The 18,377-nt window shown below is 47.2% G+C and carries 14 protein-coding genes; 1 reads left to right on the forward strand and 13 read right to left on the reverse strand.

Features of this window, described 5'->3' with window-relative positions:
* Positions 1 to 4: 4 nt before the first annotated feature.
* The 10 genes from EYS05_RS02250 to EYS05_RS02295 form a co-directional block, all read right to left on the reverse strand.
* The gene (locus EYS05_RS02250) at positions 5 to 979 is read right to left on the reverse strand and encodes an ABC transporter permease (RefSeq protein WP_138276503.1); all 975 of its coding nucleotides are present in this window, start codon (positions 977 to 979) and stop codon (positions 5 to 7) included.
* A 157-nt stretch (positions 980 to 1,136) separates the two neighbouring features.
* Complete coding sequence (locus EYS05_RS02255; protein ID WP_138276504.1) at positions 1,137 to 2,144, reverse strand: substrate-binding domain-containing protein; 1,008 nt, start codon at positions 2,142 to 2,144, stop codon at positions 1,137 to 1,139.
* Positions 2,141 to 3,925 (reverse strand): sensor histidine kinase, encoded by a 1,785-nt coding sequence (locus EYS05_RS02260; protein WP_138276505.1) that lies wholly within the window; start codon positions 3,923 to 3,925, stop codon positions 2,141 to 2,143. Before EYS05_RS02260 ends, EYS05_RS02255 begins: the two co-directional genes overlap by 4 nt.
* Entirely contained in the window at positions 3,922 to 5,538 is a 1,617-nt protein-coding gene (locus EYS05_RS02265) for a response regulator (RefSeq protein WP_118625007.1), read from the reverse strand. The genes EYS05_RS02260 and EYS05_RS02265 overlap by 4 nt, the downstream gene beginning before the upstream one ends.
* 248 nt (positions 5,539 to 5,786) lie before the next feature.
* Positions 5,787 to 6,788, reverse strand: coding sequence for an aldo/keto reductase (locus EYS05_RS02270; RefSeq protein ID WP_138276506.1), 1,002 nt, complete (start codon positions 6,786 to 6,788; stop codon positions 5,787 to 5,789).
* A gap of 46 nt (positions 6,789 to 6,834) precedes the next feature.
* Entirely contained in the window at positions 6,835 to 7,764 is a 930-nt protein-coding gene (gene pfkB / locus EYS05_RS02275) for a 1-phosphofructokinase (protein ID WP_015527306.1), read from the reverse strand.
* Position 7,765: 1 nt separating this feature from the next.
* A complete protein-coding gene (locus EYS05_RS02280; RefSeq protein ID WP_118512858.1) occupies positions 7,766 to 8,818 on the reverse strand; it encodes a galactitol-1-phosphate 5-dehydrogenase in 1,053 nt (350 codons plus the stop codon).
* Between the two features lie 2 nt (positions 8,819 to 8,820).
* Positions 8,821 to 10,338 carry a xylulokinase gene (gene xylB, locus EYS05_RS02285; protein WP_138276507.1) on the reverse strand — a complete coding sequence of 506 codons (1,518 nt, stop codon included), beginning with the start codon at positions 10,336 to 10,338 and terminating at the stop codon, positions 8,821 to 8,823.
* Positions 10,338 to 11,363, reverse strand: a complete 1,026-nt coding sequence (locus EYS05_RS02290) for a LacI family DNA-binding transcriptional regulator (RefSeq protein WP_138276508.1) — start codon at positions 11,361 to 11,363, stop codon at positions 10,338 to 10,340. Before EYS05_RS02290 ends, xylB begins: the two co-directional genes overlap by 1 nt.
* A 34-nt stretch (positions 11,364 to 11,397) precedes the next feature.
* The gene (locus EYS05_RS02295; protein ID WP_118625017.1) at positions 11,398 to 12,249 is read right to left on the reverse strand and encodes a class II fructose-bisphosphate aldolase; all 852 of its coding nucleotides are present in this window, start codon (positions 12,247 to 12,249) and stop codon (positions 11,398 to 11,400) included.
* Between the two features lie 341 nt (positions 12,250 to 12,590).
* Between EYS05_RS02295 and EYS05_RS02300 the strand changes: the two genes are divergently transcribed.
* A complete protein-coding gene (locus EYS05_RS02300) occupies positions 12,591 to 13,037 on the forward strand; it encodes an RbsD/FucU family protein (protein WP_118512862.1) in 447 nt (148 codons plus the stop codon).
* A 117-nt stretch (positions 13,038 to 13,154) separates the two neighbouring features.
* On the opposite strand, the gene EYS05_RS02305 is transcribed toward EYS05_RS02300, so the two are convergent.
* From EYS05_RS02305 to glf, 3 genes are all read right to left on the reverse strand, one after another.
* Positions 13,155 to 16,094 carry a C1 family peptidase gene (locus EYS05_RS02305; protein ID WP_158293295.1) on the reverse strand — a complete coding sequence of 980 codons (2,940 nt, stop codon included), beginning with the start codon at positions 16,092 to 16,094 and terminating at the stop codon, positions 13,155 to 13,157.
* A 39-nt stretch (positions 16,095 to 16,133) separates the two neighbouring features.
* Positions 16,134 to 17,066: a hypothetical protein gene (locus tag EYS05_RS02310; protein WP_118512864.1), complete on the reverse strand. Its 933-nt coding sequence runs from the start codon at positions 17,064 to 17,066 to the stop codon at positions 16,134 to 16,136.
* A gap of 124 nt (positions 17,067 to 17,190) precedes the next feature.
* On the reverse strand, positions 17,191 to 18,306 hold the full coding sequence (glf, locus tag EYS05_RS02315) for a UDP-galactopyranose mutase (RefSeq protein WP_118512865.1): 1,116 nt from the start codon (positions 18,304 to 18,306) through the stop codon (positions 17,191 to 17,193).
* Positions 18,307 to 18,377 lie beyond the last annotated feature (71 nt).

An 18,377-nucleotide genomic window follows, 5' to 3' on the forward strand; every position in this document is an offset into this window, starting at 1 on the left:
AAGATCAGTTCTTTCTGCGTCTTGCAGAAACGTCGATATAAACTGCAACGATAACGATGATACCTGTGATGATCATCTGCTGTCCTTTACCAAGGCCAAATGCCATAATGCCCTGCTGAAGAAGAGAGATGATAAATACGCCGATTACAGTACCGCCGATGGAAGCAAGTCCACCAACCATGGATGTACCACCCATAACGCAGCCTGCAATAGCCTCATTGTTGTACTGATCGCCATAACCTGGCTGAACAGTTGTGTATGTAGCTACAAAGAAGAGTGCTGCAATACCTACCAGGAATCCGCAGATCATATAAGCAAGCATTTCCCATTTCTTTGTGTTGACACCGGAAAGACGGACAGCCTCTTTGTTAGATCCAAGGCAGAGGATGTAACGTCCTGGTTTTGTGTTGTAAAGAACGATACCGCAGATAACTGCCATTACCAGGAAAATAACAATTCCTACAGGGAAGCCATTTACGGAAACGATATTACGGAACCAGCCGTTTGCCTCACTGGCTGCCGGCCAGCTTACGGACTGTGTTTTCGTGAATACAGAAGCAATACCTTTTGCAATGTTCATGGATGCCATGGAAATAATGAATGGTGGCACTGACATGTAAGAAACCATCCAGCCATTGAAAATACCAAAGCAGAGACCGATCAGAATGCAAAGGATCATGGCAACTGCACACGGAACCTTGTAGGATGTCATGCAGTAACCGGATACCAGTGCACAGCAGAACATTACAGGTCCGATGGAGAAATCAATTCCTCCTGTAGCGATTACGAATGTAACGCCAAGTGACAAAAAGCCCAGGAAGTACACATAGTTCAAAGTAGACTTGATACTGTCAACAGCCGGAAACTTGTTTCCAAGAACTACTTTAAAAACCAGGAACATAAGAATCAGAACACAGACAAGAAGTATTCTGTTCAATCCGAGCTTCTTAACGATTGGATTTTGTTTTAACTTTTCCAATTTTTACCCTCCTCACGTTTTGCACGTATCTTGTGTTTTCTTGGTTATTATAATACCGTCAAAAATCAATAATTGTAATAGAATATCTTTCAAAAAAAGGTTAAATATTTACTGTACTGTAAATATTTAACCCTTTTCTTTGTGCATTTATGACTATTTACGGTGTAAGATCACCATATGTTTTTAACGTATTAAACGGGAAAAGCAGTTTTTCGATCTCACTGGTATACATATTGTCAGGAGTTACCAGCTGGCACCCGGAATTAATATTCTTTTTATAGTTTTCTCCACGCAGCATCTTAACTGTTTCCCGAACACCCACATACCCCATTTTAAATGCCCTCTGTACAACGATTCCCTGGAAGATTCCGTGTTCCATCAGCTGAACGGCCTCCTGTGAGCTGTCTACTCCCACCACCCTAATCCGGTTCTCTGCTTTTGCTGCCTTTACTGCTCTTGCAGCACCTACAGAGGAATATTCATTCATCCCCGCGATCATCTTGAGATCCGGATATTTTTTCATCAGCTCTTTTGTAAGCTCATAGGACTTGTCATACTGAGAATCACAGTATACCACATCCACGATATTATCCTTCCGACTGCCAAGTCCTGTCCGGAAACCTTTTTCTCTTTCAACTGCCGTAGATACACCCTTTACATGTGAAACGATCGCGATCTGATCATCCGCTCCCACAAGATCCTTCGCAAACCTGCCAAGGATCTGCCCTGCTTCCAGATTATCGGTCGCAACGGTAAGGTCCTGAACCTCTTCCTGTGTGTAGGAATCAATAAATGAAATATGTATTCCCTGTTCCTTTGCCTTCTTCAAAAGCTGGTCAGATTCAGTGAAGCTGGACGGCGAGATCAGGATCGCATCCGGTTTTTCTTCTATTGCCCTTTCGATCAGCTTGTTCTGACCATCCACATCATTTTCTTCCTCAGGTGCCCATACGCGGATATCTGCATTATATTCCTTTGCAGCCATCTCCGCCCCCTGGATCAGTGATGTCCAGAAATCGTTGGTACCGTCCACAACCTTCGGAATATAGATCAGCGATAGTTTTCTCTCTTCTTCTACCTGTTTATAATAGAATATTCCGGCTACAAGCCCCGCCACAAGGCAGATGACCACTCCAAAAGTCAGGAGTTTTCTATGTTTTTTCATATTGATTCCTCCTGTATTCCCGGAATGGTGATCGTGGCAGTGGTTCCGACACCTTTTTCACTTTCATAGGTGATCCCGTAATTTTCTCCATAATAAAGCTTCAGACGTTTCTGTACATTGTAAACACCCACACCATTGGAATGATAATTCACCTTATGTTTATCATAAATATGTGACAATGTTTCCTCATCCATACCTACACCGTTGTCGATCACCTGAAGAACTGCATTTCCATCCTTCATAAAGCCTTTTACCTGCAAAAGTCCCTTACTCTCTTTATATTTCAGTCCATGATAGATGGCATTTTCAATGATCGGCTGGAGAACCAGCTTGATCAGAGGGATATTTAGTATAGAAGGTTCTACATCGATCTCGAATTCCAACTTGTCCTTGTAACGCATCTTCTGGATCGTAAGATAACCCTTGGCATACTCCACTTCCCTTGCGAGAGGAACCACTTCATCTTCATTACTGATGCTCTGACGAAGAAGACGTGCCAGGGATGCTGTCATCAGAACAACCTCTTCGTACTTTCTGCCCTCTGCCATCCAGATGATCGAATCCAGGGTATTGTAGAGAAAATGAGGATTGATCTGGGACTGAAGGGCCTTAAGCTCACTTTTTCTCTTTGCTTCCTGTTCCTTCACGTTCTGCTCCATAAGATCCTGTATCCTATGTGTCATCACATTGAAAGATTTCGTCAGGCTTCCGATCTCATTCTCTGAATCGATTTCCACATCTGCTCCGTCAAAATGCCCTTCCTGTACTCTGGACATGGAATCTCTGAGACGCTGAAGAGGATATGTAAGACTCTTTGCCAGAAATCTGGAAAAAAGCAGTGCCACGATCATCAGAAGTGCGGAAATAAGCACATAAATACTCTGTGCCTGATTGCTCTTGCGCAGAAGTTCGCTGACGCTCATACAGCCCACAACGGTCCATCCGGTTTTATTTGATCTGGAAATAGAATACAGCTTTCCTCTGTTTCCCCTTTCGGTACGCACCGTATCTTCTTTTGATTTCACGATCAGGTCGATATTCTCAGTCTGCAATTCATTGTAAAGCTGCTGTTGGGGATGGTATACTATATTTCCGCTTTCATCCAGAATGAATGCGTATCCCTTTTTCCCGATCGTATTCTGATCACAAAGTTCACTGATGGCACTATAATTCAGATCAATAAAAAAGACTCCCTCTTTCTCACCACTGTTGGAAAAATTACGGATTCCCCTGCTTAAAGTGATCACCCACGGACGCTCTCCGCTGATGATGTGCTGTACATGAGAAGATGTAAGAAGCGGGCCTTCCGGCTTCTGTAAAGCTTCCAGATACCACTCCTGGGTGGAAAGCTTCAGATCCGGATTCACAGACTGCTTGCCGTCGTTGATCAGCTTCCGTCCATTACTTCCAATGATCCCAAGATTTCGGATATCACTTCGTCCGTCCAGAATAGTCTTGAACTGATTGAGCAGGCGCTCTCTTGTTCCATCGTCCACATTGTCGCCAAAAAGATATTGCTGTACATCCTCGTTACTGGAGATCATATAAGCTATATTTTCCATGTAATCAATATAGGAATCAATATTCTGATTCATCTGCTGCACGATATTCTGGGTGTAGACAGCAGAATTTTCAAAAATAGAATTGCGGGTATATCTCATGGAAACACCTGTTATGACCAGCACCGCGCTTAAAAGCAGCACCGTCACCACCGCAAAGATCGCACTCTGGATACTCTTAAATTTTCCTATGATCTTTGCCGCAAACCGGATATCTCTCATTTACGTTTCTCCCTTGCATATTCTGTCGGTGTGCAGCCTGTCATTTTTTTGAAGGAGATCCCAAAATAATGGGGATCTGCAAATCCGACTTTCTCGGCAATTTCATAATTCTTCATAGTTGTATTCTCCAGAAGTTCCTTCGCCTTCTCCATGCGGGTACGGATCAGAACCTCTGTAAAAGTCTCTCCCGTAAGCTCCTTAAAGATCGTACTGAAATAGCTTGTGCTGATATTCAGATAAGAACAGATACTGTTCAGGCTTAAATCCGGATCCATATAATTCTTCTGGATATAATCCAGGGCAAGTCTAGCCTGACGCTGTCCGCTGGAGCTGTTTGCATCGGAAAGTGTCTGGAAAATTTCTCCGATATGATTCCTGACCAGTTCAACAGCACTGTCAAAAGAATTCTGCTCCGTAACCTGCTGCAGAAGTGCTTCTCTTTTGGAAAAAAGCCTGTTGTCCGGAACCATATCCTCACAGGTCTCATCTGCTGCACGGATGATCTGCTGAAGATACACGCAGGCACGACTCTTATCCACACGCGCTTCCTTGATCTCAGAAGAGATCTGTTCCAGAATATGCTCTGCGTTTTCCTTTTTACCCGCTTTCAGAGCAGCTACCAGCTTCTCTACATAATCTTTAATGGAAAGATTTTTTTCCGCCGGCTGTTCTTCCATATCAATGAGAAGGCTTCCGCCAAGAAGATAACGATATTCAATAGCTTTCTCAGCAAGTTCATGGGATACACGAAGCTCCTGCTGAGTTCTGGCCCAGCTTCCCACACCGATAGAAATATCCAGCGACATCAGTTCCTTCAGCTTATCCTGAATCGTCCTGCAGATCTCCATGATCTTCTGTTCAAACTCTCTGGTACGGTTTCCCATGAAAAGAGCACCAACCTTGTTGTCTCCGTCCTGATATGCCACTCCTGCTTTTTCCTTGCTGATGATCTCATCACTGATATTAAAAAGAACAAAAGACATCAGTGCACTCTCCTGGCGTTTCTCTGCAGTAAGCTGACTACCGTCCGAATACAGATCCAGCTCAAAAACAGCCACACGATAGCAGGCTGCCTCAAGATCGATTCCCAGTGCTGCAAGCTCTTCCAGACTTTCCTGCCGTGTCTTGATATTATCCACAAAGCCCTGCAGCGCTCTGGAACGGATCACAATAGCGTTTTTCTGATAATTCTCGGAAGTCTGTGTCAGACGTTCCAGCTTCTCTTTTTCTTTTCTTTGCTGGTCCACCTTCTCTTTCATTTTTCCGATAACATTTCTGAGCTCCATGGCTGTCACCGGCTTCAGCATATATTCACTGACACCATACTGGATTGCCTTCTTGGCATACTCGAATTCTCCGAATCCGCTGAAGATTACGATCACGATGTCCGGATAATTATCATGGAGAAAACGGCTCAGTTCCATACCATCCATATATGGCATAAGGATATCTGTCAGCACGATATCCACCGGATGGTTCTGCACAAATTCCGCTGCTGCTTTCCCGTTATCACAGTCTCCTACCAGCTCACAGTCCATTGCTTTCCAGTCAATATTCTCCCGGATCGCATCTCGAACAAGTATCTCATCATCTACCAGTAAAATACGATACATAATTTCTGTTGTCCCCCTCTGATCAGTTTCTGTTGTTTTTATTGCACATCCCCCTGACAGATCCTTCCCCCCGTCTCTGTCATTTTCATTGGTAAGATTACTGTCCTTTCTGTGAACAATAACTGTTAATTCTTTTTATATGTTAACATGTTTGGTTAAAATTTACAACGGAGTTTCTTAGTCCAAATTAAATATAAAGAAATCCCGCATCCAACATATGGGATACGGGATTTTCCTGCATATTTTTATTATTTTACGATAACGCCATCCTCATCCCAGAGGTCATGCCAGTCATTTGCACCATGCCACAGGAATACCTGGCCTTTTACAAGACGGTTGCCTTTTTCCAGAGTTGCGATGGTTGCCATTTCCTCATCTGTAAGTGGATCCTCTGTGACACATTTCAGGTTGCTTGCATAGTTGTGGACAGAGAACGGAATGGAGATCTCGCCTCTCTGATGTGCCCACTTCAGAGCGATCAGAGCCGGGTGAACCCCATGTGCTTTTGCGATTGCCTGCATTTCCGGTACTTCCAGATCTGCAACATCCTCCGGGCAGATATCTCTCTCAGGTCTGCGCGGGGAACCGATCGGCATGTAACCTACCGGCTGGATGTTATGTGCTACCAGATAATCATAAAGCTCCTGCTGCTGGAAACATACGTGAAGCTCAAGCTCACAGGTTGCAGGTTTGATCTTCATAAGCGGAAGAACTGCCTCAAGCTTCGGAATGGTCATATTGGAAATACCGATATAACGGATCTTTCCTTTTTCTACCAACGCCTCACACTGGCGGTATGTATCCATAAACTCCTCCACACTGAAGGGTTTGGAATCCGGATTTCTGGAATCCACATCACATCCTGGTGCATGATAGTTCGGGAATGGCCAGTGGATGAAATACATATCCACATAATCGCACTGAAGATCCTTAATGCTCTTATCACAGGCTTCCTCTACTCTTCTGTGCATGTCGTTCCATACCTTTGTCATGATAAAAAGATCCTTACGCTCTACAACACCTTCGTCAAAAGCGTCCTTGAATACCTGGCCGATCTCATGCTCGTTTCCGTAACATGCAGCACAGTCAAACATACGGTAACCACTGCGGATCGCACCTGCAACAGCTGCGGATACATCCTCTGCGGATACACGGTCGGAACCGAATGTTCCCATTCCGACACACGGAACCTGCTCTCCGGAAGGAAGTGTCACTTTCGGCACAATTGCCGGATTGATAACTTCTGCCATCTTTACATCTCCTTTTTTATAAAAATTTTTTTATTATAAGCTTATCTTATAAACGCCTGATCTCGATCTTCGGAAGAAGAGCCTCCATATCCTCCATCACAAAGAAGCCCGTTTCTTCTCGCATGGCTGCCGCCGCTGAGATCGCACTGGCTCTTTGCAGAGTCTCTTCCAGGGAAAGTCCCTCACTTAATCCAAGGGCAAAACCTGCGATCATGGAATCTCCGCAGCCTACGGTATTTACCGCATCGATCTTCGGAACCACCGCACGGAAAATCCCTTCCTCTCCGACTGCCAGGGAACCATCTGCTCCAAGCGAGACCGCCACGATCTCCACACCACCGGCATGGATGGCTTTCGCTGCTTCAATGATATCGTTGATATCGTCACAATGCTTGCCTGTCAGCATACGGATTTCATCAATGTTAGGCTTGATCAGTGTCGGTGCTGCCTTGATTCCCTCTTCCAGAAGCTTGCCGCTGGTATCCAGGATCACCGGTTTTCCGGCGTCTTTCACAATCTTCACAAGGCGCTGGTAGGCACTTCCGTCAAGTCCCTTCGGCACGCTGCCGGACATCGCCACAACAGAAGCATCTTTTACAAGCTGGCGGAATTTTTTCTCAAAGCCCTCAAAATCTGCCTCTGTCAGTGTAAATCCCGGCTCCAGGAATTCGGTCTGTACATGATTCACCTCATCCCAGATGTTGATACAGGAGCGGCTCTCCGCCTCTACATGGTAAAAAGCGCTTTTAATGCCAAAGGGTTTCAGGGCAGCTTCTATATAATTGCCTGCGTGGCCGCCTACAAAGCCGGTGGCAACCACTTCAGCACCGTAAATGGACGCCGGCTTGGAAACATTCAGTCCCTTTCCGCCGGGAACATAGGTACATTCACGCACCCGGTTCACTTCGCCCACCTTAAAATCATCCACTACATAACGCTTGTCAATGGCAGCGTTTAAGGTTACTGTCAGGATCATATCAGTCTTCCTCATTAGAAAGAAGGATCTTTCCTTTTACAAGGCCCGGTGTCTTGAACAGCTGGAAGGCCTCCTGTGCCTGACTCATCGGGATTTTCTTATAAATGAAGCCTGGGTCAAACTTCAGCTGGCCGGTTGCAAAATAATGAGCAGTCAGATCCCACTCACGTCCCGGATATGGTGCACTGTAGGACATCCAGGAACCGGTAAGCTTGAACTCCTTACGGTTCATATTCTCCCACTGCTTCGGTGTGAAAGTAAGGTTCTCATGAGGAGTACCGATGAAGCATACATGTGCTTTGTTTGCTGCAAGCTCGAATGCCATGTGCATGGTCGGAACCTGTCCGGCTGTCTCGAATACGAAGCCGTATCCCTTGCCGCCTGTAATGGCCATGGCTTTTTCCATATATCCATCTTCCTTTGTGTTGATGATCTCATCTGCGCCGAGACGCTTTGCAAGCGCAAGCCTCTCATCGCTGATATCAAAGACCACTACCTTCTTGGAGCCGAAGATCTTTGTCCACTGCATAGTGAACATACCAACCGTACCGCCACCAAGGATCGCCACATACTCACCGCCGTGGTAATCATTCTGGAATACACCGTGGATAGCTACGGTTGCAGGCTCAAACATGGCTCCCTGCTCATATGGAACATTGTCTGCGAATGGTACTGCATTCTGCTCAGGAACCACTACATAATCTGCGTTTGCTCCCTGTTCTCTGGAACCGATGAAGCTGTAATGCTTGCAGAGAGAAAAATTACCCTTCTGGCAGTCGTCACATTTCATACAGGGAAGAAGTGGCGCACCGGATACACGGTCACCGACCTTCACCTTGGTAACGCCTTCTCCCACTTCCACCACATCACCGGAAAATTCATGTCCAAGCACGATGGGATAAAAATGTACGCCGTGATTTAATACACGCGGAATATCAGATCCGCAGATCCCGGAATATCTTACCTTGATCTTCACATGGCCCGGTGTTACCTGGGGTTCCTCCACTTCCTGATACTGAACATCCTCATTTGCTACTACTACTGCTGCTTTCATGATCACTTTTCCTCCTCATTTCTCATTATAGGTTCAAGAGATTTATAGAGATTTAAATAGGTTTTATAGGTTTTCTCATAAACATCCCGGTTTTCCGGGTTCGGTTCATGTCTTCTTGTTTCCTTTACCGTAAGGCGGATAGCCTCATCATAGTCCTGATACATTCCAACGCCAACACCTGCCAGAATGGCTGCACCAAGTGTTGTTGCCGTATCAGAGGACGGCACTACGATAGGTTTTCCTGTGATATCGGATTTGATCTGTGTCCAGAGAAGAGAATTTGCAGAGCCTCCCATTGCACGGAGAACTTCCACATCTGCTCCTGCTTCCTTTGCCACCTCAAGGTTGTGTCTCAGAGAAAGTGCTACGCCTTCCATACAGGCACGTACCATATGGCCCTTGGTCTTGGAAAAGTCCAGTCCGTAGAATACGCCCTTTGCATTGGGATTCCAGATTGGAGAACGCTCACCGGACATATATGGAAGAAATACCACTCCGTCACTGCCTGGCGCGATTCTTTCCGCTATCTCATTGAGCTGGTTCAGAGAAGAGCCTTTTTCCCCTGCTACAGAACGCTCATAATCTGCAAACTCACGTTCAAACCAGCGCATGACACCACCACCTCCGGTGGTTCCTCCCTGAAGGAGCCACTGTCCCGGAACCACGTGATAGCCAAGGATCAGTCTGGGATCTGCCTTGTACTCATCCATGCAGATGCTCATTCCGCCGGCCTGTCCGCCTTGCTCCTGTGTCTCACCCGGATGGATCACTCCGGCCCCCAGTGTTCCGCATGCCGCATCCAGACCACCGGCAACAACCGGTATTCCCACAGCAAGGCCGGATTCCTCCGCCGCCTTCTCTGTAACAGTTCCCACAACATGATCACAGGCACAGATCTCAGGAAGAAATTCCATGGGAATCCCAAGTTTTCTGCACATATCCTCATCCCAGGCTGCCTTTCTCATGTCAAAGCAATGCAGGCCATAGCCCTGGGAAACATCCTGGCTCATCACACCTGTCAGCTTATATGCAATGTAGCTGTTAGACTGCAGGATCTTGTGGATCCTTTGGTACACCTCCGGGAGATTTTCCTTATACCAGAGGATCTTTGCAGTTGTGTAGGACGGCTGAAGGGAATTACCGGATACTTCAAAAATCTGCTCTGCCCCGATCTCTTCATTCAGTCTGTCACAGATAGACTGTGCTCTGGTATCCATCCAGATCGGAGTGTTTGTCAGTACATTTCCGTCCTTATCCATGGCAATGGCTGACCAGCTCTGGCCGTCAATACCGATGCCTGCGATCTCCTCAGGTGCTATCCCCGCTTTTTGGATGGCCTTCTTTACCGCCTGACAGACAGCACTCCACCATTCTTCCGGATCCTGTTCTGCCCAGCCCTCCTTCGGATAGTAAACCGGATAATCGCCGTTGGCCGCAGCCACAACCATTCCCGATTTTTCAAAAACCGCAACCTTACAGGCACTGGTGCCGATATCAATACCTAATAAATATGGTTTCATTATAGATTCTCCTTCTCGTCCAGCACACGGACGGATTTTCCCATGATGATCTCTGCGCCAAGCTTCTCCGTGATCGGTTCTGTTTCTTCACTTGCAGCCTCTTCCAGTCGTTTCAGCATGATTCCCGCCACTTCTCCGGCAATCCCCTGTGTAGGCTGTGCCACAATGGTAAGCTTGGGATTGCATGCTCTGGCAAACTGCAGATTGTCAAAGCCGATCATAGACAGCTGTTCCGGGATCTTAAGACCCAGCTCATTCATCCCGATCACCGCCCCCATGGTCATCTCATAGTTGGTAACAAACACAGCCGTCATATCCGGATTGTCCGCAACAAGCTTCTCAATTCCCTGCACACCGCCCTGAATGGTATAATCGCCGTGATAGATCAGAGATTCCCGTACCGGTATATTTTCTTTTTCGTATGCATTGCGGTACCCCTGGAGACGTTCCTGAGCTGTGGAAATTTCCTCCGGTCCGCCAATGATCCCGATCTTACGGTGTCCTGCCTGAAAAAAAACTCTCATTGCGTCCTCAGCCGCCTTCTCGTTGTCTACAAGAACACTGTCACAGGAAAGCTCCCGGATCCTGCGGTCAATGAGTACGATGGGCTTTCCGGTTTTCTGGAATTTTTTCAGATGATTGCCTTCCGCATCCACCGGCATGCTGATGATCCCGTCCACACGCTTCCGGCTTAAAAACTCCACTGCATCCCGCTCCAGTCTCTTATCGGTACGGCAGTCACAGACAATGGTCGCATATCCATGACTCCTTAAGACATCCTCCATCCCTGTGATGATCTCCGCGCAAAAGGTATTGTTAAGCTCCGGGATCACCACGCCGATGGTCTTGGTAGCATTGGTCTTAAGCCCTCTGGCCACCTCATTAACCTCATAATGCAGCTCCTGAATGGCCTCCTCGATCTTTATTCTGTTTTTTTCTCTTACGTTTCCGCCGTTAAAATAAGAAGAAATCGTTGCGAGCCCAAGTCCGGTCCGCCTGGCAATATCTTTCATGGTTGCTGCCATACAGATCACTCCGTTTCTGTTTTTTTACAGAAGATCATTCTGCCTTTCCATCACAGCCGCAAACCTTCATACGCGCCTCAACCAGCTCCTTCACTGCCTGGATCGCTTTCTTTCCGTATGCCTTCGGATCGATGGTGTTCTCATTCTCTGCAAAGGTTTCCTTCACCGCCCTGGAATATGCGGCACGGAGCTCTGTTGCAAAATTAACCTTACAGATACCACGTTTTACACAGTCTCTGACATCCTCATCACTGAGTCCGGATGCCCCGTGAAGAACAAGGGGGATATCTACGACTTTGCGGATCTCGCTTAAGCGTTCCTTGTCAAGAACCGGTGTTCCTACGTAGAAACCATGTGCGGTTCCGATGGCAACTGCCAGGGAAGTAACACCTGTACGCTCCACGAATTCCTTCGCCTCCTGCGGGTCGGTGTTAGTGTCCGCCTCAGCCTCAAGATCATCCTCTTTACCACCGACCTTACCGAGCTCAGCCTCACATGGGATATCCAGGGCTGCTGCCACATCCGCAACTCTCCTGGTCTCTCTGATATTATCCTCAAAATCCAGCTTGGAACCATCGATCATCACAGAGGTATAACCTGCATGCATTGCCTGCATCGCAAGCGCAAAACTGCTGCCGTGGTCAAGATGAAGGCATACCGGAACGGAAGCCTTGGCTGCCTCTGCTGCTACGATCGCAGCGTAAGTCTCAACCGTACCATATTTAACAGTAGAAGGTGTTGTCTGGATCATAACCGGTGCTTTCAGTTCCTCAGCTGCCTGGATGATCGCCTTCACCATCTCCATATTCTCTGCGTTGAATGCTCCTACTGCATATCCGCCCTTCTGTGCCTTTAACAGCATTTCCTTCGATGTAACCAGTGGCATAATCTTCTCCTCCTTGGAATCATTGTGTTTGTTTTGTATTATTTCCTCATTTGGTCCAGAAACCGAAACGTTTCCGTTTGAGTTCATCATAGCGCTCCATACGTTTTCTGTCAACCATAAAATTTTCATCATTTACAGGAAAATATTCCCTTGAAAAGAAGACCAAATACCGTTAGATTAATTAGTATGAGTTCTAAAGCCTGTGGCCGGGCAGGTCTGTCTGATACTACCGGCGTCATAACAGTTTCGGAAATCCATGTATCCTGTTCTGATCACCTGAGCCTGATGCTGTAATTTCCGAAATGCTGTAAGTACACAATGATCTTAGGAGGATATGAACTATGTTAAAAGGAATTCCAGAAATCTTATCACCAGAATTACTGAAGGTTTTATGTGAGATGGGACACAGTGACCGTCTTGTTATCGCTGACGGAAACTTCCCTGTAGAATCCATGGGAAAAAATGCCATCACCATCCGCTGTGACGGACATGGCGTTCCGGAGATCCTGGATGCCATCCTGAAGCTCTTCCCGCTGGATACCTATGTAGAGCATCCGGTAAACCTGATGGAAGTAATGCCTGGTGATACTGTAGAGACACCGATCTGGGATACATATAAAGAAATCGTTTCCAAGCATGACGAGCGTGGCGAAAAAGCTGTCGGAAACATCGAGCGTTTCGCATTCTATGACGAAGCAAAAACTGCATACTGCATCATCTCCACAAGTGAGAAAGCACTTTATGCCAACATCATGCTTCAGAAAGGCGTTGTGATCAACAACGACTGATCTTTCTTTTGAACTGCCTGATATAATCATATATAATACACTTATTCAACCAAAACATAAAACGCCCGGATCTGGCTTGAAACATTCCAGATCCGGGCGTTTTATGTTTTGACACTTTTATCTCTTTGCTGCTTTTGCGGCATATCCTCCGCAGAGTACTTTTCCACCGGAGGTTTTTATCCCTGCACGCACCGCATAGTAATACGTTGTTCCCTTTTTTGCGGTCTTATCCTCAAAGGAAGAACTGCTGCCTCCGGAAACTGTACTGATCTTTTTCCATGACCCCTTTCCAGTCTTACGGTAGATCTGATAGCAATCTGCTTTCTTCTGCGCTTTCCAGCAGATTTTCAGCCCCCTGGAGGTCTTCCTGACACAGGATATCTTCTGGAGTTCCGGATAAGACAGGATATAGCTACTTGCCTGATATCCTCCTAAAACTTTTTTCCCGTCTACCTTCTTATATGGTCTCACAGCATAAGCGTAGGAGGTGATTCCCTCAATCTCCGTATCCTTCCAGGACAATACTTTGTTGTTAACGGTTCCGATCCGAACCCAGCTTTTCCCCTGAAGCTTCCGGTAGATATGATAGCCACTGGCTCCGGAAACCTTCTTCCAGGATACCCTGTTACATGGTCCGCTGACAGCCTCCGCCACTGCACGGGCCTTCCCCAGTTCCGCTTTTGCTGCTAACGGTGGAGATGCAGCTCCATAAACCGTATTCTTTCCGGAACGTACATAAGAAGCCCTGATCCTGTACGTATAAGTGCTTCCTGTTTTCACTGCAGTATCCTGCCAGGTCACTACATCTGCTGTCACGGTTGCCATTTTTTTTGAATTTCCGCTTTCATCCCGGCGATAGATATCATAACGATTGCAGCCGGGAACTACTTTCCAGGAGATCCGAATCCTGTTAAATGCGCCGGAAACCAGCTTTACACCTGTGGTCTGACGAAGCTTCACCGTAACCTTACAGGTAGCCCGGATCCCCCTGGCATTTTTTCCGTAGCAGGTTATGGTTGCTGTTCCCGGATTTTTTGCAGTAACAACGCCGCTTCCATTTACAGCAGCCACACTGGTATCTGAGCTTTCCCAGACAATGCCGGAAGCATCCATCTCGGATCTGGTAGCTGAAGCACTCAGTGTTTTATGATCTCCGGAATACAGATCTATCTCAGACGAAGAAAGCTGTATCCTCGCAGCGCTGCTCAGAGTCCTGGTGTGCGCCTTGATCCTCGGAGTTACCGATGGATTAAATTCAACCGCATCCATCCAGGTATCCTCCGCATTATATCGCAGAAAACTCTGACCGGATACGATAGACGGAGAAAAGCTGCACCAGCCATAACTGACCTCTGCCTCCACACAGTATTTTATATATGTGCTTCCTGCATTTGTCACCACAATAGAATACAGACTGTTCTGGCTGAGCAGAACCTCCGGGATCTGAAAAGTCATAACCCCGGCCATCGGCTGACTGCAGGAAACCGGTGTGGAATACGCCGGTGTTCCACTGGTAGGATCACTGGCATCCTTCAGATTTGTGTATACCTGCACAGTATAGGAATTATTGTCAGACATGGAGCTAAGAGTCACCTCGCCAAGCGATTCCGCTTTTCCGTTTCCTGCACTGGCACGAAAAACCGTAGACAGCTGTTCCCCTGCATACATGCGGATAGAACCAAGCCCCGACGTTCCGTCATAAAAATAATTGTTTCTATATTTCGGTGTATTGACAGCCGTAGCCGCAACCAGCTCACTGACAGACTTATCCTCATAGGACATGTAAAAATATCCGGATTTTCCCCAGCCTGTACCCCAGCTGTTCTTAACGATCCAGGCTCCGTCTCCCTTTACCTTGGAAGATGCCCGGAAATTCTTTGCAGAATAATTGTCATCCCACCCCACCACTGTAACTACATGATTCACGTTCTTGGTGCTGGCAGGATAGGAATAGGCCGCTGTACTTGCATTGTAATAGGCATTCTGTGCGTTATACATCACAGTGACCGAATTATTTGCAACCAGAAGCTTCTTCATGGCATTTACGGAATAATCGGAAAAATAGGCATTTTTCAGATAAGCAGCTGCATTGTACGCCTTGGATGCGACAGGAGTCACACCGGTTTTCTGTGTATGTGTGGAATCTGTAGCCAGAGGCACATCCGCTTCTGTTGTCATTCCGGACCAGGTGCTCAGAAACATAGAAGCCAGAAGATCATTTCCACCCTCATGATAATCTACGTTTCCTTTATCATCTGTCCCCATATGCTTATTGACATCCCCGTAGGTATTTCCAAGTGGGTCATTCTTTCTGTTTGCAAAAAAATACGCCAGATGCTCTTCCGACAAATCATAAGTTCCAAGCCCCTGGGCCAGAAACGAGGTTTCCAGAAGAGAGGCCATTCCAAATGCCCAGCACATACCGTAGGGCTCCTGATTCTTTACGGAAGTGACATATCCCTGATCCGCTGCATTATAATAGGACGGATAGGCCGCAGCTCTTCCCATAGGTACCTCATCCACATCATTTCCGATCTCCACAGCGGTGGAATAAGAGGTCAAATTATCAAAGGGTGCCAGCTGTTCCTGCTCCTCTTCCTCCGTAAGCGGACGGCCCTTGATATATTCGATGCCGGACTCACCACTGTCTGAGGCATCCCCGAAGCTCTCCTCACCGTCACCCAAGGTATCCTCCTGGGAATCAGAAGACAATCCTTCTGATGTTTCAGGAGTCTCTGTATCCTCCTCGGAGCTCTGCAAGGCTATATCCTTGGTATCCCCATCGGCTGCCTCTGCAATATCCTCTGTCTGTTCATCCGGGATACCGGTGTTCTCTGTGGTATTCCCTTCTGCGGTGTTCCCTTCTGCGGTTTCCGTTGTATCCTCTGCTTCCGCCGACTGCGTCTGTGTATCTTTTGACCATTCTTCATTGAAGCCTTCCGCAGAATCACTGAAGCCTTCCACATCGGCTGCCATGACCGGAACCTGGCTGCCCGCAACTGCCACACACAGGAGAAGCGGCAATAATTTCTTCCTGACAAGCTGTAATCTCTTCACAAAACTCTCCATTTTTCTTATATTGATCTGGTCTATCTGTTAACGTTTCTTCAAATGATAACCCAGAATTCCGATTACTGCAAGTACTGTTGCGATCCCGATCCAGATAAACGGACTTTTATACCAGGAATTTTCTTCTTTAAAGGATGTAGCAGCCGTGCCATTGACCGGCTTGGTGACAGCTTCTTCCGCATAATCTCCATCTTCTGTTGTTCCCTCCGCTGCAGGCGGTCCCTGGACCTCACCGCTCTGAGCCTGTGAGCTGCCTGTTCTGTCCGACGCCGCAGGTGGTCCCTGGACCTCGCCTCTCTGAGCCTGCGAGCTGTCTGTGCTGTCCGTCCCTGCAGACGTTCCCTGTCCTTCGCCATTCTGAGACTGCAAACTCCCCGTGCTGTCCGTCCCTGCAGACGCTCCCTGTCCTTCGCCATTCTGAGCCTGTGAGCTGCCTGTGCTGTCCGTCCCTGCAGACGTTCCCGGTCTTTCGCCATTCTGAGCCTGAGCGCTGCCTGTGCTGTCCGTCCCTGCTGCTTCCCCCTGAGTCTCGCCGGCTGAAAAGTTCTGTGTATCGGATGTTCCTCCCTGCTTCACTCCGGAAGTCTCTTTCTCCGTGCTCCCTGCGATTCCGGCCTTCACCAGCTCCGCATCCCTTGAGGGCCGCAGCTCCTCCAGCGGCACATAACCGTATCTGCCATTATACTCTGTATATCCCCAGGTTTCACCATTCTTCTCTGTCTCCCCTTCGATATGCAGGACAGTACCATCCTTTACCGTCTTATCATTGAGCTTTTCACCTTTTTCATCGGTGGAAGGATAGATATCCACACCAACTCCGCCGGAATCCACAGTCATATAATAATCTGTGGTATCTGCCGGAGCCTCCACCTTCACTACAACCGACTTGTCCGCATACACCGGAACACTCATACTCAGCACCAGCATTCCTGCCAGAAGCACACCTTTGCACCTTCTCATTGCTCTTTCCTCCTTCAAAAAATCTTACTGCCATTCTATATGCATAAAATCCCCCTATATTTCTCTTTTGCCTTGGCTCCGAAATATAAGAGGATCTTATCATTTGTTATATCCAGTATCTTTTTTATGCAAGCTCCCGCTCACACATATCCAGCGCAGAAGCGATCACCGCATCCATGTCATAATATTTATATTCGCCAAGACGGCCGCCGAAGATCACCTTCGGTTCCTTCTCTGCAAGCGCCTTATACTGTGCGTAAAGCGCTCCGTTCTTCTCATCATTGACCGGATAATAGGGCTCATCCCCCGGTTTCCACTCGGAACTGTATTCCCGGCTGATCACCGTTTTCGGAAGATCATTGCCCGCCTCATCTTTTCCGAACTCAAACCATTTATGCTCAATGATACGTGTCCAAGGAGTCTCCACATCCGTATAATTCACTGCTGCATTTCCCTGGAAATTAGGTTTATTCAGTGTCTCGTTCTCAAAACGCACGGAACGATACTCCAGAGTTCCCAGCTTATAGTCAAAATACGCATCAATGGCACCTGTGTAGATCACTTTCTCCGCCATTGCATCGTACTTCTCTTTTTTCTTCAGATAATCCTCATTCAGCCGTACCTCGATACCGTCCAGCAGATTGGCAACCATCTTCGTATAACCACCCACTGGTATTCCCTGATACAGCGCATTGAAATAGTTGTTGTCAAAGGTCAGACGCACCGGAAGCCTCTTGATGATAAAAGCAGGAAGCTCCGTACATGGACGTCCCCACTGCTTCTCCGTGTAGCCCTTGATCAGCTTCTCATAAATATCCGTACCTACAAGGCTGATAGCCTGTTCCTCCAAATTTGAGGGTTCCGTGATACCTGCTGCCTGACGCTGCTCCTCAATCTTTGCCGCAGCCTCCTCCGGAGTCACCACGCCCCACATCCTGTTAAAGGTATACATATTAAACGGAAGACTGTACAGCTCCCCGTGATAATTGGCAACCGGACTGTTGGTAAAACGATTGAAGGTGGCAAACCGGGTGATATAATCCCAGACCTTCTTATTATTAGTATGGAAAATATGTGCACCGTATTTATGCACGTTGATCCCTTCCACCTTCTCTGTATATACATTTCCCGCAATATGCGGACGCTTGTCGATCACAAGCACTGACTTCCCGGCACGCTTCGCCTCCTGTGCAAAAACCGCACCGTAAAGACCTGCACCTACGATAAGATAATCGTACATTGATTTCATTCTCCCTGTTCTTTCATTGATGCTGTTATTTTAACACCGAAAAAGGGCAGCTGGCAAGAAGC

Source organism: Blautia sp. SC05B48 (assembly GCF_005848555.1).
Classification (GTDB): Bacteria; Bacillota; Clostridia; order Lachnospirales; family Lachnospiraceae; genus Blautia_A.